The organism is Cryobacterium sp. Y62, from assembly GCF_002929785.1.
Lineage (GTDB): Bacteria > Actinomycetota > Actinomycetes > Actinomycetales > Microbacteriaceae > Cryobacterium.
This window is the reverse complement of record NZ_PJJK01000090.1, coordinates 19,127-38,982: the sequence shown is the minus strand read 5'-3', so window position 1 is coordinate 38,982 and position 19,856 is coordinate 19,127. Positions and strand designations below refer to the sequence as shown.

General features: G+C 61.3%; 19 protein-coding genes and 4 pseudogenes. 16 read left to right on the top strand and 7 right to left on the bottom strand.

Annotated features, from left to right (window positions below):
* The first annotated feature begins 13 nt into the window (after positions 1-13).
* From CXY71_RS22340 to CXY71_RS22570, 3 genes and pseudogenes are all read left to right on the top strand, one after another.
* Positions 14-256: a helix-turn-helix domain-containing protein gene (locus CXY71_RS22340; RefSeq protein ID WP_255412620.1), complete on the top strand. Its 243-nt coding sequence runs from the start codon at positions 14-16 to the stop codon at positions 254-256.
* A pseudogene (locus tag CXY71_RS21845) lies at positions 253-552 on the top strand (DUF427 domain-containing protein). The gene CXY71_RS22340 and the pseudogene CXY71_RS21845 overlap by 4 nt, the downstream one beginning before the upstream one ends.
* Positions 553-624: 72 nt before the next feature.
* Positions 625-912 (top strand): annotated as a pseudogene (locus CXY71_RS22570) (carboxymuconolactone decarboxylase family protein); the annotation flags it as partial.
* Between the two features lie 41 nt (positions 913-953).
* Here the strand turns inward: CXY71_RS22570 and CXY71_RS05210 are convergent.
* From CXY71_RS05210 to CXY71_RS05195, 4 genes and pseudogenes are all read right to left on the bottom strand, one after another.
* Positions 954-1,534, bottom strand: a pseudogene (locus CXY71_RS05210) (hypothetical protein).
* A gap of 8 nt (positions 1,535-1,542) precedes the next feature.
* Positions 1,543-1,743, bottom strand: coding sequence for a hypothetical protein (locus tag CXY71_RS05205; protein ID WP_104134612.1), 201 nt, complete (start codon positions 1,741-1,743; stop codon positions 1,543-1,545).
* A gap of 212 nt (positions 1,744-1,955) precedes the next feature.
* Complete coding sequence (locus tag CXY71_RS05200) at positions 1,956-2,195, bottom strand: hypothetical protein (protein WP_104134611.1); 240 nt, start codon at positions 2,193-2,195, stop codon at positions 1,956-1,958.
* A gap of 4 nt (positions 2,196-2,199) precedes the next feature.
* Positions 2,200-2,793 carry a DNA-processing protein DprA gene (locus CXY71_RS05195; protein ID WP_104134610.1) on the bottom strand — a complete coding sequence of 198 codons (594 nt, stop codon included), beginning with the start codon at positions 2,791-2,793 and terminating at the stop codon, positions 2,200-2,202.
* Positions 2,794-3,196: 403 nt separating this feature from the next.
* Between CXY71_RS05195 and CXY71_RS05190 the strand changes: the two genes are divergently transcribed.
* Complete coding sequence (locus CXY71_RS05190) at positions 3,197-4,219, top strand: arsenic resistance protein (RefSeq protein ID WP_104134609.1); 1,023 nt, start codon at positions 3,197-3,199, stop codon at positions 4,217-4,219.
* Positions 4,220-4,669: 450 nt separating this feature from the next.
* Here the strand turns inward: CXY71_RS05190 and CXY71_RS21840 are convergent.
* Both CXY71_RS21840 and CXY71_RS05175 read right to left on the bottom strand, forming a co-directional pair.
* Positions 4,670-5,643, bottom strand: a pseudogene (locus CXY71_RS21840) (hypothetical protein); the annotation flags it as partial.
* Positions 5,644-5,675: 32 nt separating this feature from the next.
* A complete protein-coding gene (locus CXY71_RS05175; RefSeq protein WP_104134607.1) occupies positions 5,676-5,999 on the bottom strand; it encodes a hypothetical protein in 324 nt (107 codons plus the stop codon).
* 237 nt (positions 6,000-6,236) lie between these two features.
* On the opposite strand from CXY71_RS05175, the gene CXY71_RS05170 reads away from it, so the two are divergent.
* Together CXY71_RS05170 and CXY71_RS05165 are read left to right on the top strand one after the other, a co-directional pair.
* Entirely contained in the window at positions 6,237-6,590 is a 354-nt protein-coding gene (locus tag CXY71_RS05170) for a helix-turn-helix transcriptional regulator (protein ID WP_104134606.1), read from the top strand.
* Positions 6,587-7,438, top strand: coding sequence for a cation transporter (locus CXY71_RS05165; RefSeq protein ID WP_233204420.1), 852 nt, complete (start codon positions 6,587-6,589; stop codon positions 7,436-7,438). The genes CXY71_RS05170 and CXY71_RS05165 overlap by 4 nt, the downstream gene beginning before the upstream one ends.
* 468 nt (positions 7,439-7,906) lie before the next feature.
* Here CXY71_RS05165 and CXY71_RS05160 read toward each other — a convergent pair whose 3' ends face one another.
* Positions 7,907-8,122: a DUF2945 domain-containing protein gene (locus tag CXY71_RS05160; protein ID WP_104134605.1), complete on the bottom strand. Its 216-nt coding sequence runs from the start codon at positions 8,120-8,122 to the stop codon at positions 7,907-7,909.
* Between the two features lie 204 nt (positions 8,123-8,326).
* Between CXY71_RS05160 and CXY71_RS05155 the strand changes: the two genes are divergently transcribed.
* The 10 genes from CXY71_RS05155 (at position 8,327) to CXY71_RS05110 (ending at position 19,852) form a co-directional block, all read left to right on the top strand.
* Positions 8,327-8,674: a DUF3140 domain-containing protein gene (locus tag CXY71_RS05155; protein ID WP_104134604.1), complete on the top strand. Its 348-nt coding sequence runs from the start codon at positions 8,327-8,329 to the stop codon at positions 8,672-8,674.
* A 49-nt stretch (positions 8,675-8,723) separates the two neighbouring features.
* Complete coding sequence (locus CXY71_RS05150) at positions 8,724-8,990, top strand: hypothetical protein (protein WP_104134603.1); 267 nt, start codon at positions 8,724-8,726, stop codon at positions 8,988-8,990.
* Between the two features lie 1,110 nt (positions 8,991-10,100).
* Positions 10,101-11,171 (top strand): substrate-binding domain-containing protein, encoded by a 1,071-nt coding sequence (locus tag CXY71_RS05145; RefSeq protein WP_233198215.1) that lies wholly within the window; start codon positions 10,101-10,103, stop codon positions 11,169-11,171.
* 79 nt (positions 11,172-11,250) lie between these two features.
* Positions 11,251-12,861, top strand: a complete 1,611-nt coding sequence (locus tag CXY71_RS05140; RefSeq protein ID WP_104134602.1) for a sugar ABC transporter ATP-binding protein — start codon at positions 11,251-11,253, stop codon at positions 12,859-12,861.
* A gap of 117 nt (positions 12,862-12,978) precedes the next feature.
* A complete protein-coding gene (locus tag CXY71_RS05135) occupies positions 12,979-13,902 on the top strand; it encodes an ABC transporter permease (RefSeq protein ID WP_233198217.1) in 924 nt (307 codons plus the stop codon).
* Positions 13,899-15,341 (top strand): iron-containing alcohol dehydrogenase, encoded by a 1,443-nt coding sequence (locus tag CXY71_RS05130; protein ID WP_104134600.1) that lies wholly within the window; start codon positions 13,899-13,901, stop codon positions 15,339-15,341. The genes CXY71_RS05135 and CXY71_RS05130 overlap by 4 nt, the downstream gene beginning before the upstream one ends.
* On the top strand, positions 15,338-16,843 hold the full coding sequence (locus tag CXY71_RS05125) for an FGGY-family carbohydrate kinase (protein ID WP_104134599.1): 1,506 nt from the start codon (positions 15,338-15,340) through the stop codon (positions 16,841-16,843). Before CXY71_RS05130 ends, CXY71_RS05125 begins: the two co-directional genes overlap by 4 nt.
* Positions 16,840-17,769, top strand: coding sequence for an HAD-IIA family hydrolase (locus CXY71_RS05120; protein ID WP_233198218.1), 930 nt, complete (start codon positions 16,840-16,842; stop codon positions 17,767-17,769). Before CXY71_RS05125 ends, CXY71_RS05120 begins: the two co-directional genes overlap by 4 nt.
* A gap of 74 nt (positions 17,770-17,843) precedes the next feature.
* A complete protein-coding gene (locus CXY71_RS05115) occupies positions 17,844-18,827 on the top strand; it encodes a thiamine pyrophosphate-dependent dehydrogenase E1 component subunit alpha (RefSeq protein ID WP_199184216.1) in 984 nt (327 codons plus the stop codon).
* A complete protein-coding gene (locus CXY71_RS05110; RefSeq protein ID WP_104134598.1) occupies positions 18,824-19,852 on the top strand; it encodes an alpha-ketoacid dehydrogenase subunit beta in 1,029 nt (342 codons plus the stop codon). The genes CXY71_RS05115 and CXY71_RS05110 overlap by 4 nt, the downstream gene beginning before the upstream one ends.
* The last annotated feature ends 4 nt before the right edge of the window (positions 19,853-19,856 follow it).

The following is a 19,856-nucleotide window of genomic DNA, read 5'->3' as shown; positions in this document are numbered from 1 at the left end:
CTTGCCCCCCCTGGTGGCCCGGGTGGCGAGCACCCTGGTCAAACTCGCGGCGGCAGCGCCCCCACCCCGGTTCGGCCACGCAGCGGTCGTCACACTCACCCCTGAACAACTCGCCGGCCGGCTCGGCGCGACCCGGGAGGCGACCAGCAAGACCATGGCCGAGTTAGCCGTCCGCAACCTGATCCGGCAAGGCCGGGGACGCATCATCATCCAGGACACCGCAGCCTTACAGACCATCGCCAGGAGGACGACATGATCACCGCCAGTTACCATGGCACTGTCCTCGCGCGCTCAGCGAAACCGATCTACCTCGAGGGCAACCACTACTTCCCCCGGGAGTCGGTCACGGCCCCGGCGATCGAGAAGAGTTGGCTGCGCACCCTCTGTTATTGGAAGGGGATCGCCCGTTAGTATCACGTCACAGCCGACGAGCAGCTCCTGACCAACGCAGCGTGGTCCTACCCCTTGCCCTCCCCGCTGGCCTGGCGGATCAAGGCCATGGTTGCGTTTGACCTGGCCAGCGGCATCCGCATCGACGACGAACACACCTGAGCCACACCGCGAAGAACCAGGCGCGCCCGCTCAAAATTTCTCGACACACAAATAACGACACAAGGAGTCGCTATGCCCCGCAGTCCCGCCCACACAGTCGCCAACGCCCCCGAAAACTCGCGCGAGATCGCCGTCAAGCTGGAAAAGAAGGTCGGTAAGCTGCTTAACATCCACGCCGGAATGGCTCGCGCTCCCGCCGTGATCGGCGCCCACAACGGCATCTCCGAGACCATCGCCGCGCACGGAACCTTCGACGCCCGCAGCCGAGAGACCATTGCCTTGGCCGTGGGCAACGAAAATGGGTGCGATTACTGTCAGGCGGCGCACACCCTGTCTGGGCGTCAGGCCGGACAGTCCATGGAGCAGAGCACAGCCAGCCGGGCCGGCGCCGTCGACTTTGATCAGAAGTTGTCCGCGTTGACCCAGTTGGTGCGGGAAGCGGCTGTACACACCGGCACCGTCACCGACGACACCTGGCAGGAAGCGAACTGCACAAAGCCCTCGTCACGATCACCGATGACGACGTCTTCCACCGTGTCGGCAGGCAATTCACCTGGCCAGCAGTCTGCCGAGTGGGCCGGTCGCGTTCCAGTCGGGTCCTTGAGACTGCCACCCAGTCGCGGAGGTGCTGGCGGGCATCCGCGAAGTCACGGTGCCAGCCGAGCGGGGCTGAGCCGAGCTGGTCGGGATCGTAGGCGCCGAGCCAGTGCAGGTGCAGCGCGCTGAGTTCCCAGACGAGTTCGGGGTGCCGGTGCCAGAACGGTGGAAGAACGGATGCCGGCAGTCCGTAGGTGCGTCGCAGCCAGTTCACCCAGCGGTTGAGTTCGATCCATTCGGCCTCGGCGTCGTCGGCCCTGAGGAGGTTCCAATTGATCGGATGCGGCGGCTCCGCAGTGAGCGGCCCGTCGAGATCGTCCAACGAATTCTCTCGGAACGTGTCATCGTGATCGCGGTATGCACACTCGACTCGGGACTGTGACATCGCCGACCTCACAGCCCGAGAACGGATGCACCGGCGCGGGTGGGCCCCGCCTCATGCGTTGCCGGGGTGTCGTGCTCGGCGCCCACCGGTGCGTGGCGTGCACGGTCGACTTCGTAATTAGTGTGGGCGAGGTCGTGGCCGATCTTTTTTGGCACGAACTGTTTTCGTTCGATTGTCTCGCCGTTGTGCTCGATCTGGTACGGGTGCACGCAGCCCTCGGCACTGAAGCTGTCGCCCTTGGCGGCCGAAGATGCGCCGCCCGCTTCATGATGGCCGAATGCGACGCGGCACGGATGACCTCAGCCCGGGTCGCGATACCGGCGATGCGGTCGGGGTCAACCTTGGGTGCTAAGCCTCGAAACATGCGCTACAACCAGAATGCTGCAGTGGATGCCAGGCTCTCCAGCACGATCGCCGTCACTCAGTATGCAAAAGGGTTCAAACCCGGTGCCTGCAGCACCATCGACGGGTTTCCTGGATCGAGAAGCACGGCGAGCCCAGACTCCGGACCGCCGGCCGGTTGCGCAATCCTGGTCGCCCAGGCCGCGACGGTACCCGCAGCGCGAAGCAGCAGGGCCCACACTGCCGCACACATCAGAAGTCCGATTCCGAGGTTGGACAGCTCGTCGCCGAGCGCGGCCGGCGGTCGTTGGGTGCTCATCCGCTTAGAATTTCAGGTCCGGACCGGTGCGGCTGAACCGTCTCGTGACCGAGTATGCGAACGTCCGATCTCCGGAGAAGCAAGCCGTGGAATTCAGGAGGTCGGTCACGTCCTGCGCATCTGCGACGAGGCTTGCGATCCCCTCCTGAATGAGGCGATGGCAGCCGGCGCTCGCCGGGCTCGTCACCGGTCCGGGTACGGCGGCGACAGGTCGACCCAAGGCGTGGGCCTGCCCGGCGACGTTCAGGGAGCCGGATCGATGGCCTGCCTCGACGACGACCGTCGCACCGGACAGGGCCGCGAGCATCCGGTTTCGTTGGAGGAAGCGCCACCGAGTAGGAGCGGAGCCCGGCGGGAATTCGCTGACGAGCAGACCGCCGCTCTGTTCGATGCGTTCGAAGAGTTGCTCGTGGCCGGTTGGGTAGAGGCGGTCAAGGCCGGTGGCGAGCACGGCGATCGTCGAACCGGGGAAGGACATGATGGCTGCTCGGTGTGCTGATTCGTCGATGCCGTAGGCGCCGTCGGAGATGATCGTTCGGCCGTGGGAGGCGAGTTCTGAGGCGCGCTCGTGCCGAGTTGCTGCAGTTCGCCGGGCCAATCGATGTCATCTGGTGTCAGCATCCGCAGGTCGTGACGCTCCACGTCGGCCACGATCCGGTCGATCTGACCGGGGTTGATGCGCGGGGCCAGCCGGCGTCGCCACAGCTCGCCTTCGGCGGAGTCGATGCCGTTGGGTAGTCGAACGCCCGAGGTGATCAGCTGCACNTGGGTAGTCGAACGCCCGAGGTGATCAGCTGCACGGTCTCCGCCGAGCCGAGCCGAGCCGAGCCGAGCCGAGCCGAGCCGAGCCGAGCGGCCAAGGCTCCCGTGACGGTGTCGCCGGGCTCGGACAGCGCTGCGAGTGTCATCCTCGCTTCTCGCTGCGCATTCATGGCCAGGCCTCCTCGATACTGAATACAAGGTGCGCCTGCGATCCCGACCAAGCCTGACAGGATGGGAGTGTGCGAACGGGCGTTGAGTGGATGGAGCGGCAGCAGGTGCCGCTATACCTTGCCGCGCTCGCGGCCGGCGTCGGGATCGGCCTTCTGGCTCCCGAACTTGCGCACCCGGCGGAGATCGCGATCAACCCCGTTCTCGGCCTTCTGCTCTACGCGACGTTTCTGGGGGTACCGTTCGCGAAGATCGGGCGCGCATTTCGCGATTGGCGGTTTCTAACCACAATCCTTGTGGTCAACTTCGTGGCTGTCCCGGTCGTCGTGTTCCTGCTATCTCGGATCGTCGCCCACGACCAGGTGGTGCTGATCGGGGTGCTGTTCGTGCTGCTGACTCCGTGCGTGGATTACGTCATCGTGTTCACCGGCATCGCCGGCGGCGCCAAGGACCGCCTCCTCGCCGCCGCCCCGCTGCTCATGCTCGCCCAGATGCTGCTACTCCCGCTCTATCTGTGGTTGTTCGTCGGGGCTGAATTCGTACAGTCCGTCGACCTTGCACCGTTCGTCGACGCGTTCCTGCTCTTGATCGCCCTACCCTTCACAGCGGCCGGGTTGACGCAGCTCGCCGCCGCCCAGACCCGTGTCGGGCGGATCGTGCAGGACGTCGTGCTGGGGGCGATGGTACCGCTAATGATGCTCACCCTCGCCGTCGTGGTGGCGTCGCAGATCACCGGCGTCGGGCAAAAGCTGGCCGCGCTGCTCCTTGCTATCCCCGTCTACGTACTGTTCGCTGCCGCAATGGTGCCGATCGGAGCCGTCGCCGGCCGAATGGCACGCATCGACGTGCCGGGACGGCGGGCGATCGTGTTCAGCGGCGTCACCCGAAACTCTCTCGTCGTCCTGCCGCTCGTTCTGGCCTTGCCGGTCGCGTTCGACTTTGCCCCACTCGTCGTCGTCACTCAGACTTTGGTTGAGCTAATGATCATGGTCGTCTTCGTTCGCCTGATCCCACGCCTCATCCGCACCCAAGCGACAAAATTTTCCGGCACGAAGATGCTGTTCAACTTACGACCCCCTGTACGCGAGCCGTGATTTGTCGTATCAGCTCAGAAGCGCGAGCGTCCGACAGTAAACGCGCCGTCATGTCGAAGGCCGCGAACGTGTGTGGGGGAGTAGCTGACGATTTTGACGTTGCTGAGCTTGTTGAAGATGAGAATTGATGCATTTCTGAAGTGACGCGACTGCCTCCACTGGCTATTGCGAACTGAAAGGTCTAACAGATGAATGGAACTGTCCCGCGCCCGCTCAGGCTCGTCCTATGGATACTCGGAGGGATGTTAGCCGTGATGGCTGTATTTAGCCTCATTTCAGCGTGGCAGTCCCAAGCGGATGACTGGTGGGTGGGCGTCGGTCTCGCCATCTCCGGCGGCGTGTGCCTCACAATCGCGGCCACGAGTCACCGAACTGAGTCACGCTCCAATAAGTCGAATTAGCCTGGGTTTGCCGCGCTGCTCGGTGTAGCATCCGGAACAAGTGGCGCAGCTATTGCCCTGCCGTCATCCGCGGCGTCCTATCAAAAGTCACCAGCTCGTCGGGGTGCAGTTGATGCTGCACGACAAAGCTGCGATCTTCGATGTGCCAAAGATCCTGACCGGTACCGAGTGCTGGCAGCAATTTCTGCTCGGTTCGGCTGAGTCCGAGCGCACTCGCGGTGGATCCGAGTTGGTCCGGTTCTTACCGGTAGACGATGCACGTTTCGGCGTTCGCCAGCAGCGACGATGCGAGTGCGCGCAGGGCCGACGAGCCGCTCGACTTCGGTCAGGAGGTCCTCGTCATCCTCGGAGTTGGGGGAGAGCATGCAATCGACCACCATGGGCAGGATGGGCACTTCGGCGCTGCGAACGGCATCGGCCAGGGCGAGGTCGATCGCCGTGTGCTCGAGCGGACTGAGGGATCGATCGCGCGCGGTTTCGGTAAGGGAGCCGATCAGATCGCGTCGCCGGGCAGCCAGCTGCGCCGACCATTCGGTGTCCGAAACGGATGCTGCCCGGTGGCCTTCGTCGAGGGGATTGAGCCGGTTGCGCAGTCCGTGGCCGAGGACGATCGCCTAGCCGCCGACGGCCTCGGCCACGGCAGTGTGCTCGCCCTTCGGATCGCCCGGAACATACACACGCCGCCCAAAGGGGAGCGAGCGGGCGTAGAGAGACTTCGCCAACGTGGACCTACTGGAGCCGACGATTCCGACCAGCACGATGTTCGGAGCGGTGATCAGGCCTCGTTGGTAGAGCATCCACGAGTCGTAGATGAAGGATTCACCGGATTAGAGGTCTTGCTCGACGAAGACGCCGGCCGAGCCGAGTCCGGCCCCGGCGAGAAACGGGTAGTGGCCTGACAGCACCGCTGTCGTGTCCTGGTGTTTGGGGAGTTTTAGTCTTTCCGGGCGTGCGCAGTTGTGCGGGCACAGCCTCGCCAACTTTGGGCAGGTAGGCGCCCGATCGTGCTTCATCCCGCTCGGCCGTATGCTTACGCTCGGTTACTGCGGTGTCTTTCACAGCGTGATCGTGCGCTCGGCCATGCGCGTTGTGCGCGGGGCGGCCCAGAGATCGTCGCAACGCGGCATCGGCCTCACCGACTCCACTACAGATTCAAGCGGTTGCCACCGCAACAGAGAAACGAACCGGTACGTCCCGCTGTAGGTCAGCGCGTACAGAAAGCCGTAGTGCTCGATGGTGTGGTCGGTCCTGCCGGCCGGGATGCGGTCGTAGGTGTACCCATTCTCGAGGGCAGCATCGATCGTCGCATCGTCGAAGTCCCGTGGCTGCGGGTGATCGAACGCAGCGGATGCTCCGCTTCGGTCGATCAGGCCGAGCACCGCGTCGGCCTCAGCTCCTTGTTGACGGTGTTGACCTCTTCCCCACGGACGGTCGCACGAGCGACGTCGCCTGCCAGATCTATCTGACGCCGAATGGCCTGGCCGAAATTCCGACCCAGCAATAAATCGAGGCTGCGCTCGCCGCTCATGGATAACGCGCTTATAAGGCTACGGAACCAGAAGATTAGCCGTAAACGACCGGTGGTAATTAGTCAGCGTTCGATGTAATGTCAGCGCATGCTGACTATTGTTTCTCGGGTGGACGTGATGAACCGGTTGGGCCGAGCAATGGCCGATCCCACCAGGTCGCGAATCTTGCTGTCCCTGCTCGATGGCCCGGGATATCCGGGTGCGTTGGCTCGGGAGCTGCACTTGTCGCGGTCGAACGTGTCTAACCATCTGTCCTGCCTGAGAGGCTGCGGAATCGTGGCCGCCGTTCCGGAAGGCCGCTCGACTCGCTATGAGATCGCGGATCCCCACGTGACGAAGGCGCTAGTCGCCCTAGTGAATGTCGTGCTCGCCGTCGACGACGGTCTCGGCTGCGTCGATGAGGCCTGCGACGTGCCACTGTGCTGCGTGACCGACGAATGAGCCTCTCCGCTGACGACCGAGTCGTTGAAATTCAGCTTGACCGAACGCAGATTCTCCGTCGCCGGATTCGGTGGATCGTCGCGGTGACTATTGCCTACAACGTCATCGAAGCGATCATTGCGATCGCGGCGGGAAGTGTGGCGTCCTCAGCAGCTCTCATCGGTTTTGGCCTCGACTCCATCGTTGAGGTCCTCTCCGCGGCCGCGGTGGCATGGCAGTTCGCAGCCCCCGATCCGGAGAAGCGGGAGAAGACCGCGCTGCGAGTCATCGCGTGGGCGTTCTTCACTCTCGCCGCGTACGTGACCGTCGATGCCGGGCTGTCCTTATTCGGTGTTCAAGAAGCGGAACACAGCACGGTCGGCATTGTGCTGGCCGCGGTCAGTCTTCTAGCGATGCCCTTTCTGAGCTTCGCCGAACGTCGCGCCGGTCGGGAGTTGGGCTCAGCCTCGGCGGTCGCCGACTCGAAGCAAACTCTGATCTGCTCCTATCTCTCCGCAGCCTTGCTAATCGGGCTGCTGCTGAATACCCTTTTCGGTTGGGCGTGGGCGGACTCGGTCGCAGCCCTCGTGATCGTGGTCTTCGCCGTCAGGGAAGGCCTCGAGGCGTGGCGGGGCGACGCCTGCAAAGTACTCGTGTGTGCTCTGACTGGGGAACGCCAGGTCGAGCTACGAAGACTGCAGCTAAACCACTCACACGCTCCGACACAACGGCAGGGCCGCCGCCGTGAACGCCTGCGCCTGCTGACCCATGAGGCGCCGCGTTTCACAGGATGCTTGGATGGCGACCTGCTCGATCGACGCCACAGCACGATCGAGGTCATCGACAGTGGGCGCGGTCACACACACTAGACCGGTGGTGCGCCGCACGCAGCGCCCCGGTCAGGACGGTCATTTCCTGGCGGAGCACCGTCGCTGCGCCACCGACTTTTGGGCCGAACTTGGCTGCGGCGATGGCGACTAACGCGGCGGCGATTCCCGCGGTGGAGCAGAAAACGTAGGGATCGGTGGCGCAGCTCGCGGCGGCGTTCGAGACCTTGGCGGCGACCGCACATCACGACCGGTGGGTGGCGCTGGTACGCACGCAGGGTCTCTCGTCGGGTCAGGCTGACACGGTCATCTACCCGGATGCCTTCGGGCCGTTGACCGCGCAGCTGCGGCGAGCCGAGGCCCACTTTGTTGACGTTGCGAGCGAGCGCCGTACTCGACCACGCGCTCCTCGTTGGGGAGCCCGGCCCAGCCTCGCCACCCTTCATGCAGTGCCAACTGAAGGTACCGGCAGTGAGATAGAAGTGCCTGTTTGTTCGATTACCAGTTGTTCTATCGTGGTGACAGCTTGCGCAGGGCACTTGCCTTGTGCGCGGCTTCCGCATCCGTCTTCTCGGACTTCACGATATATTTTGGGTCATCTTTCGAGGCGTGAAACGTTGTGCCCGCGAAGTCAAAGTCGCTCGTCTTCTTGTCGACGACTTCCCCCTGTGTTCGCCCCTGAGCTGTTGCCCAACTCACCCGGTCGCCTTTGCTGAAATCTGTCATGTTCGCAGCCTACGGACGGCTGTGTCCAGGTACTAGTGGGGAGTCAACTATCAACCCGCCGACAGTTCGTCCGATGCGCGGGTATCGGATGTGCACAGGCCCAAGAATGCTCCTTTTACTGAGGCCTTTCGTGAATTTTCAGATCACGCTACTGAGCCAACACGCACTCTTGTCAATGTGAATCATCACCAGGATGATTGAGTTATGGCAGCTAAAGCGAACGATGTCGATGCGATCTGGGACGACTGGAAAAGCGCGGTCACGATGACCGCCAGTGAGATCTCGTCGTGGCTCGACACAGACCAATCCAAGGAGGTCGGACAGAAAGACGATGGTAGCGGGGAATCCATCGGGCATCGGTCCGGACGCAGGATCGTGACGATTCTTGGAACGAAGAAGGGCGATCTGACCGTGTCCGATATCGAACATATGCACAAGGTGGTCGGCTACGTGAAGCGACACACGGCACAGAAACCGGATTCGGATGTCGAGCACTCGCGCTGGCGCTACTCCCTGATGAATTGGGGAAATGATCCGCTGAAGAAAGTTTAGCGCCCCGCTACCGCGGGACCTTGGTCTCTCCACCGACCTGGCCCAGTCGGTGGGCGTTCCCGCCGAACTCAGCAGCCTGGTGGAACAGCTCTACCGCCGCACCCGTGCCCAATACGGTGACGGCGCCGGGCAGGTGAGCCTGGCGCGACTCTACGAGGATCTCAGCGGCATCAACCTGCGCCTGAATGATTCGACCCCGTCGAGCCTCGCCGATGTGGTCGCGGCCGAAGTGCCAACGACAGCCTCGATCGCCGCATCTGTTGCAGCATCCGTTGCCGTTGCGTCATCGGTCAATTCCGATCAGGCCTCCGCATGAGCGTCCGAATTGGTTTATACGGTGCCGAACGAACAATCATCGACGCCTTCCGAACACGAGACATGAACGGCCCCGAACAGGCAAACGAAGCACTCAAGCGCTGGCTGTGCCGGCCAGGATTTTAGTCATCGGAGTTGCGCAGCATGGCGAAGAGCTTCCCCAAAACGCTCCCGGCAATTCGCTCGGCGTTGGAGATTCTGCTGTGACCGCCGGCGTATCCTCGACCTCCCTGCCGATCCAGAGGCTGGCACGCGCGCAAGGTCGGAACGTCGATGAACTGGCGCGCCTCTACCCGTTGGAGAGCATGCTCACTCGAATCGCGGCTTCTCCCTTTGCCGGAGCCTTCGTCCTCAAAGGTGGCGTTAACACCTCGAGGTTTTCGCCCTCCGCTGGCCCGCAAAGGATATCCACTTCGAAGCGACGGCGTCAGGAATAACGTGACCGACGTCAGCTTCGACGATCCCCAATTGGCACAATCAGTCCGTTTCAACACGGGGTACTAGGTACGCCATGGCTACCAACTTCAGCATTATTTGTTCTTGGTTCAAGTCCAGCTGCCCCAGCTGTAAAACTCTCGGTCAAGTCGAGTTTTTTGCTACCATGACCGGTCTTAGAGCGGGTTTTGGTCATATTTTCTGAACTGTCGTGCAGATATTTGAAGTCCTTCGGTCCCCCCTCACACGCATCGAACGAGCATCCTACCCAGTGACTTCGGTCGAGATAGACGGAGACGTGGGGCGATATCGCCCTAAACGAATCTTACGATCATCGTCGGCTGCGACTAAAAGCAGCGGTATGCCGGCGTCGCTATGGCGGACAAAGTCTGCCTTGCGAAGCAGGCGGTGGCTTGGTTCTGCATGTAGGGACCGACACTGGTTGCCCTTTCTGCCGCTGTGGTCTCGTTCATTGCCGGCCCATCGGAATCGGGTTCGTGGATTAGATCGACGCGGATGCGGCGGTGGTGGTGGCGGTGACGCAGAGAGGGGCTGGCTATTGGTGCCAGCCGATCACAGTGAAAGCGATGGTTCGGGATTGTCGCAGCAGACCGGGCCGCGTCAATGGAGGTTCTTGACACCCCTCCACGGTCGTGCGAAACTCGTACTGAATGGAATGAACGATCGCCATTTGAATAAATATGCATTCCTGCAAAAGTCTGTTTCAAAGGAGAAACTCATGCACAGCATCAAATTTCGACCGACAGTTATGGTGGCTTCGGCAGCCGCGTTGTCGGTCGCCTTGCTCTTCACCGGCTGCAGTGCGACTGTCGCCCCGGCCGACGTCGCAGGAGACGGCAGCGGTAATGGAAAAACGATTGGGATCGCAGTCGCGGATCAAAAATCACTTTTCTATGTCGCAGCCGTAGACGGGATGGAGCAGGCTGCCGATGAGGCCGGCTATAAACTCGTCACCCTCTCTGCCAATAACAATTCCGGTCAGCAGGTCAATCAGGTTCAGGATTTGATCACCCAGCAAGTCGACGTCATCATTTTCATCGCTCAGGATGCGACGTCAGCAGCAGCCGGCGTCAAGCTGGCCAATGACGCAGGTATTCCGATAATTGCTGTCGACCAGAAGCCAGAGTCTGGCAACGGCAAACTTGCCACCTACATTGCGACCGACAGTGTCGCCGCCGCCGAGAAGCTGTGCACCTGGATGTTTGACCAGTTCGGCGGATCCGGCGACATAGCGATCCTTCAAGGCCCGCTCGGCTCTACCGCGGAGTTGCAGCGCAGCGAAGGCTGCGCGAACGCACTGGTCAATTACCCCGACGTTAACGTTGTCGCTCAGGAATCAGCCGGTTGGGACGAGACTAAGGCATTCACCGCCGCGCAGAATATCCTGACCGCAAATCCTAATTTGAAGGCAATCTTTGGCGAAAGCGACGCTATGGCTCTGGGCGCAGCCAAGGCTGCGCAGCAGGAGGGCCGTACGGGTCTGATCTTCGTGGGTATCGACGGTTTCCCGACGATGTTCACGGCGGTCGCCGACGGACTCACCCAGGCCACGATGGCGCAGCAGCCGTACCTTATGGGGCAAATGTCGGTGCAGGACGCGGTGAAGATTGCCGAGGGCAACGGAGCCGACATTCCCGAACTGCAGTACCAGGACACGGTGCTCGTCACGGGCGAGAACGTCGCGGACAACGATCCCGCGAAGTTCTACGGTCCCGACTTCAAGTAATCGAACAGACCGCCGGTGGGAGACGTGGTAACCGCGTTAGACCCTCTCCCACCGGTTCTATTCCGATCACCATGAATGGATGACAGTGGTACAAACACTTGCACAAACAACTTACGACGGCCCGGCGAGCGTAGATTCTGCGGGTCTCATCTGCGTGGGGCTTTCCAAAAGTTACTGGGGGATTCCAGTGCTCAAGGGCGTTGACATTACGCTCCGGCCCGGAAGCGTCATTGGACTCATCGGCGAGAACGGGGCCGGAAAGTCGACAACGTCGTCGATTATCGCGGGCATAGTTGAGGCCAATGGCGGCTCGATGACCATTGACGGCGTTCCTTACGAACCAGCTCGGCCTTCAGACGCATTAAAGAATGGCGTCGCGCTTATTCATCAAGAGATTCGTATGGTTCCGGAGCTGTCGGTGGCGGAAAACATCTTTATTGGGCGCCTACCTCGTCGCCGCGGAGTGATCGATCGCAATCGCATTAACGACGAAGCGAGGGAATACCTCGAGCTCGTCGGTTCTGAGACTGACCCTCGCCGTCTCGTTGTAGGACTTTCCATCGCGGCGCAGCAGGAAATCGAGATCGCACGCGCCCTCTCCCGCGAACCGAAATACATCATTTTCGATGAGCCCTCGGCCTCACTGGGGCAGTCCGAAACTCAGCACGTTTTCGCCCAAATCGCAGCGTTGAGACAACGTGGCGTAGGAATCGTGTACATCTCCCATCGCCTCGAAGAGATCAAAGAAGTCGCGGACATGATCGTGTGCCTCAGGGACGGCGCGTTGGTGGGAAATTGGCCAGCCGATGAGATTTCGAAAGACGAAATGGTCAAGGCAATGGTCGGCCGCGACTTCGTCTTTTCCCACCGGGCACCAAAGCCCGCTACCGACGAGATCGCTCTCTCTGTCACAGGATTAAGCAAGACCGGAGTATTTGCGGGCATTGACTTCGAGGTTCGTCGCGGTGAAATTTTTGGTTTCGCTGGTCTTGTGGGAGCTGGCCGCACCGAGGTCGTTCGAACTATCGCCGGAGCAGACCAGGCCGACGCTGGAGAGATCACGGTGCACGGAGAGATCGTCCAGATCAGAAACCCACGGTCGGGCATTGACGCTGGGATCGCGATGGTTCCCGAGGATCGGAAGGGCCAGGGACTCAACCTAGACCGCACCGGTGCCGAAAACATCACCCTTCCGTGGGAGAAAGAGCTGAGCTTCGCCGGAATTATCACCAAGAAGAAGGTGACGGCCACCGCGAACAAGCTGCGAGATTTCCTTGACATTCGGGGACGCCTAGACATTCCCGTTGGCTCTCTCTCCGGAGGAAATCAGCAGAAAGTGCTGCTGGCGAAGTGGCTCGTGAACGAGCCCAAAATCCTCATCCTGGACGAGCCCACCAGGGGGGTCGACGTCGGAGCGAAAATGACAATCTACGAGACCATCAGAGCTCTCGCCGAAACCGGAGTCGGCGTCATCGTCGTTTCGTCAGAACTCGAAGAAGTGCTCGGCCTGTCGCACCGCGTGCTCGTGATGTCTGGTGGCCTCCAGCGCGCGATTCTCGACCGCGCGGACGCGACACCGGAAGCAGTTATGGCCCTGGCACTCAGCAACGTGCCGAAAGAATCCCCACTCGAGTCGCCGATTGATGGCGAAGAAGAGTTCCAAACGCCGATCAGCACTCAGGAGAACTGAACCATGGCCATAGTCGAGCACAACGTTACCCCGTCTCGGCCAGACTCTAAGCCTGCGCACAGTGATATCCCGCCGTGGTCTGCTGCGTCTGGCAACACGAGTCGAGTCCGACAGATAATGAGTCAGATTCCGGGTCCCCTGATCGGCCTGATCGTGATATTCGTCGCTCTTTCATTTCTGTCCCCGTACTTCCTGACGCCTCGCAATCTGCTCAACATCCTTAGCCAAGTCTCAGCCGTCGGCGTCATGTCGGTCGGAGCGCTACTGATCATCCTCTTAGGAGGAATAGACCTGTCTGTTGGCTCCGTACTGGCACTCAGCTCGATGTCCATGGCCGCGATCTACAAAATGGTCGGGTGGCCTTTTGAGGTCGCTCTCCTGGCTGGCCTGGCTGTGGGCGCTCTCGTCGGCCTCCTCAACGGCATCCTCACCGCCTATGGCAAACTGCAACCGTTCATCGCAACGCTGGCTACCATGTCGGCAGCGGCCGGGCTCGCGCTGTTCATCACGAATGGCAACCCAATAACGGGGTTCCCCGACTGGTTTATTGCGATCACAGCTACGAGCATTCTCGGCATTCCAATCGAGGGCGTCATTCTCGTCGCGATATTCGCCATTGCAGCATTCTGGCTCAAGTTCAGGCCGTCGGGCCGCGCGCTCTATGCGATCGGCGGAAACGAGGAAGTGGCCCGCCTGTCCGGACTTCCCGTGCGCCGCGCCAAAATTTTGGTGTACACGATCGCAGGAATACTAGCCGCAGTAGCCGGTCTCCTGGTCACATCACGACTGGACTCCGCTCAGCCCACCGCCGGCGCTGCTGACCTCTTGAACGTTATCGCCGTAGTGGTCATCGGCGGTGCCAGCCTCTCTGGCGGCTCCGGCAGCCTTCTTGGCACGTTCGTCGGCCTCCTGATCATTGGAGTCCTGAACAACGGAATGTCGTTGCTGAACGTCTCCGCTAACCTCCAGCCAGTGGTTATCGGCGCAGTTATCGCCGCCGCGGTACTCACTGACCGAAAGTCGAGTAGAAGACACACATGAATGCATTCGCCACAATCACCGATCCCACCGACCTCGACGCGATCCGCGCGGTCATCGCCGCAACACACGACGCGGTCGAACTGGTGCCGCTCGGCATCCGCTCACTGGTAATCTCGCCCGAAGCAAGCTTCGGCTTGGTCCCGGCGGTGGAAGGCTTAGTAGCCAGCGCACCGGAGGGGCTGCGTCGAGTCGTAGTGCTGGTCGACGAGACGACCATCCTGCGCGACGGCCGCGACCTCAAGCAGCAACTGTGCGAGCTTCTTGCTGAGACCTTCGCGGTTGTGACTGTCGTGCTCGGCCATGCGGGACAGCTACACGCCGACGAAGACGCGCTTGAAACTGCGACGGCCGCCATTGAAGGTTTCGACTGCGCCGTCGCGATCGGTGGCGGAACTATTTCGGACATTGGAAAGGTGGCCACCGACCGCCAAGGCGGAATCCCGCTCGTGATCGTGCAGACCGCAGCATCCGTCGACGGATTCACAGACAACGTCTCGGTGGTCTTGCGCAACGGGGTGAAGCGCACTATCCCGTCCCGGTGGCCCGATGTCGTGCTCGCCGACACGACGACGATCGCAGACGCACCCGTTGCCATGAACACTGCCGGTTTTGGTGAGGTGCTCTCGCTGTACACCGCTCCTGCCGACTGGGAACTCGCCAACCGCCTGGGCTTCGACGACAGTTTTCGGCTTACTCCGCGGGATTTCCTACTCGAGTTTGCTGGCGATCCCGCCACCTGGGCCGCGGGGCTCGCCGAGGGTGCTCCTGGAGCCGTGCTTGACCTCACCCGAATGCTCGCCGTGCGCGGAATGGGCACTGGAATTGCAGGTACCACGGCGTGCCTCTCCGGTGTTGAGCACGTCGTTTCGCACATGCTGGACATGTATGCAGCCGCTCACAGCCTGCCCATCGGCCTTCACGGGGCGCAGGTTGGGGTTGCGACTCAGGTTGCATCCGCGGCGTGGGACCTATTACGCCGCCGGGTCGCCGAGGGTGAGTTCGCCCTACGTTTCCCCGCAGTAGGCGATCTCGAACAGTACGTGAAGCGAGCGTTCGATGTGTGCGACGCGACCGGCCGTCGAGGTGAAGAATGCTGGTCGGATTACGTCCGCAAAATCAAAGCGTGGAACGCCGATCCCGAGCGTATGAAGAGACTCGTCGTCAGTGCGGTCTCAGATGGTGTCGCCATCGCCGCCACGGTCCCCGCGCCCGCGTCGCTTTCTGCAGGTCTGCTCGCTGCCGGCTCGCCGACCACGCCCGGCGACCTTGACGACTGGGTTACCCCGGAAATCTGGCGGTGGGCTGTCGCAAACTGTCTTTTCATGCGTGACCGCTTCACGGTTATCGACCTGCTCTTCCTCCTTGGTTGGTGGACGCCGGCCGACGTGGACGTGGTGATCGAACAAGCCTTTCAGGCGGAGAGTGAGCCGACGTCATGAGCGATGATCGCGTGGTCATCGCAGTGGACTGCTCGACCACCGGCGCGAAAGCGAGTGTCTGGAACACGGATGGCACCGAGGTTGCCAGTGGGCGGGCCGAGCTTGACTTGAGTATCCCCGCGCCGGGGCGCGGCGAACAAGATCCCCGCCAGTGGTGGACAGCTATGCAAAGCGCGGTGCGCAGTGCCATCGAAGGCCTCGACGTCAACCGTGTTGTATCCCTGACCGTAACCCACCAGCGCGAGAGTTTCGTGTGCCTCGACGATGACGGCGAAGCCGTGCGACCCGCGATGCTTTGGCTCGATTCCAGGGCCGGTGAGCAGGTGGACCAGTTTGGTTCGGCCGATGTGCACACCCGCACAGGGAAGCCGCCGAACACGACCGTTTCGTACTACAAATTGCTTTGGCTGGCCGAGCATGAACCGGATGTATTGCGTCGTACGGCGCACGTCGTCGAGGTGCATGGCTATCTGGTGCACCGCATGACCGGCCTCTGGGCAACCTCGACGGCAAGCATGGACCCCACCGGCCTCGTCGACATTCGAACCGGCGATTACGATGCAGCCGTTCTGACTCACCTCCGTCTCGACCGCTCTCAACTGTCGGCCCTGCACTTTCCCGGAGAGGTGATTGGGGGCCTCACGATCGATGCCGCCGAGCTTCTTGGCCTGCTCCCTGGCACTCTCATCGTTGCGGGAGCCGGTGACGGACAGTGCGCCGGCCTCGGCGCGGGGGTCGCGGCGCCCGGGCGAGCGTATCTCAATATCGGTACAGGCCTCATCTCCGGAACGTATTCCTCTCACTACCAGCCCGACCGGGCGTATCGAGCGATGCTGGGTACGATTCCGGGCAGCTTCGCGTACGAGACGTTCGTGGGGGCAGGCACTTACATGATCTCCTGGTTTATCGATACGTTCACTCATTCCTCGGAGGAGTTTCGCGGCGGGGTCGAGGCGACCCTTGAGTCCGAAGCGTCGGTTGTACCCCGTGGCAGTGACGGCCTTTTTATAGTTCCTTACTGGAACGGAGCGCTCACACCGTACTGGGACCATGAGGCCCGCGGCATCATGGTGGGCCTTCAGGGCGTGCACCGTCGTGCGCACATCTACCGCGCAGTACTAGAGGGCGTTGCATTTGAACTGAGGGTGAGTCAAGACCAGGTTGAGCAGGCGACGGGGGACACCGTGGAAGAATTCGTGGCCATGGGCGGTGGGTCGCAGAGTCCGCTCTGGTGTCAGATTCTCGCGGATGTTTTGGGTCGGCCGGTCGTATTGTCCCGCCAGAGAGAAACAACTTGTCTGGGCGCTGGCATGCTCGCGGCCTTCGGGGCCGGGCTATTTCCCAGCATTCGCCACGCCGCCGAGGCGATGAGTGCCACCGATCTCCGATATGAACCGGACCAGACCGCGGCAGACGCCTACGAAGGCCTATACCACCGGTATGCGGCGATCTACCCCGCGTTCCGCTCCTTTTTCCATGACCGGATCGAAGTGATGGCGTGAGTGAATCGATCACGACCCGCGAAGAGTCCGGGCCGCCGACGGGGGACACTGCAGCGCGGGCACTACCAGAACGGGTCTACGACGCTTACCTGTTCGACCTGGACGGCACCATTTACCTGGGCGAGGAGTTACTTCCCGGAGCGTTCCAGCTCCTTGAACACCTCCGCCAGATGAAACGTCGGGTGGTGTTTCTCTCAAATAACCCAACGCTCGACCGGACAATGTATGTATCCAAGCTCACGAAACTCGGCATTCAGGTCACGCCAGAGGAGGTTGTCAACTCAGTGGTGAGCATGGTCGCCTGGCTCAGTCGCGAACACCCCGGCAAAATCGTTTACCCGATCGCTGAGCAACCGCTGATTACGGCCCTGCGGGATGCGGGCATCCCTACGTCGTCTAACCCCGACAAGATAGATATCGTCTTGGCGAGCTATGACCGAGGGTTTGACTATTCCAAGCTTCAAATAGCATTCGATTCCTTGTGGAAGCGGGATGCGATCCTGGTGGCTACCAACCTTGATCGCTATTGCCCGTTTCCTGGCGGTCGCGGTGAGCCAGATGCGGCGGCGATTGTGGCGGCGATCGAGGCGTGCACCGGTGCGGCCTGCGTCGCGAACGCCGGCAAGCCTAGCGTGATCATGCTCGAAACAGTGATGGCAGCTCTCGGGCTACGGCCGCAGCAATGCCTCATGACGGGCGATCGGCTCTACACGGACGTGAAAATGGCTGTGGATGCCGGGATGGACTCTGCGCTCGTGCTCACTGGAGACGCCGACCTTGACTCGGTGGCGAGCACTGCTGCAGCGGATCAGCCCACCTACATTCTTGACCGAGTGGACCATGTCATTCCGGCGGCTGTACGGCATCAACTCGGTTGGTCTGATGTCCCATCGGAATCGCTTGCAGTGGGGCTCAGAAATGCGTAGCATAGAGTTTCATAACGCGAATGAATATTCAGTCGTGAATGCAGACGAAGACGTCAAGAGAAAGGTGGTTCCCAATGGCCGAACTGGCACGCGATACCCTGCGTGAAATGCAGCTGCGAATGTTGAGAATCCGAGCGTTCGATGAGCGCGCATCCAAGATGGTGAAACGAGGCCACATTCCCGGCACCGTTCATACCAGCATCGGGCAAGAAGCCCAGGTCGTGGGCGCCACTATGGCCCTTGGCTCCGGTGATTACATGAGTGGAAACCACCGAAGCCACGGGCACCCCATCGGAAAAGGCTCACCGCTCGGCCCGCTCATGGCGGAACTCGTAGGTAAGGCGACGGGCGTCTGTAAAGGCAAGGGCGGCTCGCTGCACCTCGCTGACTTCGCGGTGGGAAGCCTCGGCGAGTCCGGCATCGTGGGGTCCTCGATCCCGATCGCCAATGGAGCAGCACTCTCGTCGAAGGTGTTGAACAACGGCAAAGTAGCGCTCGCCTTCTTCGGCGATGGAGCAGCAAATCAGGGTGTCCTCTACGAGTCGATGAACATGGCCGGCGTGTGGGAACTCCCGATGATCTTTCTGTGCGAAAACAACCAGTACGCGCTGAGCACCCCGGCACACACCGTGACATCGGGCATCATTTCCGAACGTGCCGCTGGCTTCGGGATGCCCGGAATCAGAGTTGAAGAAGGACAAGATGTTCTGGCTGTCTACGACGCGGTCTCCGCAGCAGTAGCACGGGCGCGCGCCGGGGACGGCCCCACACTGGTGGAGGTAATGACCTACCGGTACAACGAACACTCTGAAGGGCTGAGATTAGGCACGGATTACCGAAACGCCGATGAGCGCGAGGCCTGGTTGAAAAAAGATCCGATTATGCTCTTTCGCCACTATTTGGCATCGCAGGGATTTTCTGACGATGAGCTTGATGGTCTCCAAGCTACTGCGCTCGCCGAGGTCGACGCGGCTGTCGCATTCTCAGACGCGAGTCCCTACCCCGATCTTTCGGTCGCCTTCGACGACCTCTACAGCGACAAGGAGTCCGCAGCATGACTGTGATGAGCTATTTGGGTGCTATTGGCGCAGCCCAGCGCGAGGCCATGGACGCCGACGAGCGCGTCATCATCATCGGCGAAGACGTAGAAGCGAATGTCTATGGCACTACCGGCGGCGGGAAATCCCGCAGTGACAAGGGTGATTTTCTGCAGCGGTACGGCAGGAACCGCATTCGCAACACCCCGATCTCCGAGGAGGGCATTGTCGGCGCGGCCGCTGGTGCTGCGATGACCGGGTTGCGCCCGATAGTCGACCTCTCCTACTCGAGCTTCCTCTACATGGCTATGGACCAGTTCGTGAATCAGGTGGCGAAAAACCGGTACATGTTCGGCGGCCAGGCCTCGATGCCCGTGGTCTTCCGCTCTGCCATGTTCTATGGACTGAACACCGGCGCGCACCACTCGGACCGTCCATATCCGATGTTCATGAACGTCCCTGGACTAAAAATCATCGCCCCCGCCACACCCGCAGACGCAAAAGGGCTGCTCCGCTCCGCGGTCGATTCGGACGATCCAATTCTCAGCTTCGAGGCCTGCCTCCTGTGGAGCACGAAGGAGGACGTAGACGAGAACGAGTTTTGGATTCCACTTGGCGTGGCACGCACGGCGCGAGTAGGAACAGATGTCACCGTCGTAGCCATCTCAAGCTCAGTGCCGGAGGCTGTTGCTGCAGCGGAAGAACTCGCAAAGGAAGGCGTGTCCGTCGAGGTCATTGATCCACGAACGCTCGTTCCGCTCGACCGTGGTGCCATTTTACGGTCGGTGGCGAAGACGGGTCGCTTGGTCGTAGCCGAGCCGGCGCACCGCACCTGCGGTGCAGCGGCAGAGATCAGTGCGCTCGTCGCGGAAGAAATCTTTGATTCCCTGAAAGCCCCGATCATTCGTGTTACGGCACCGGATATGCAAATTCCCTTTAGCCCCTCGCTCGAAAAGCAGATGTACCCGACGAAGGCCACCATTGCGGCCGCCATCCGGCGCGTCGTCGACCTGCCGGCGCTTCAGCCGGTCGCAGCCGCAGTTTAATAAC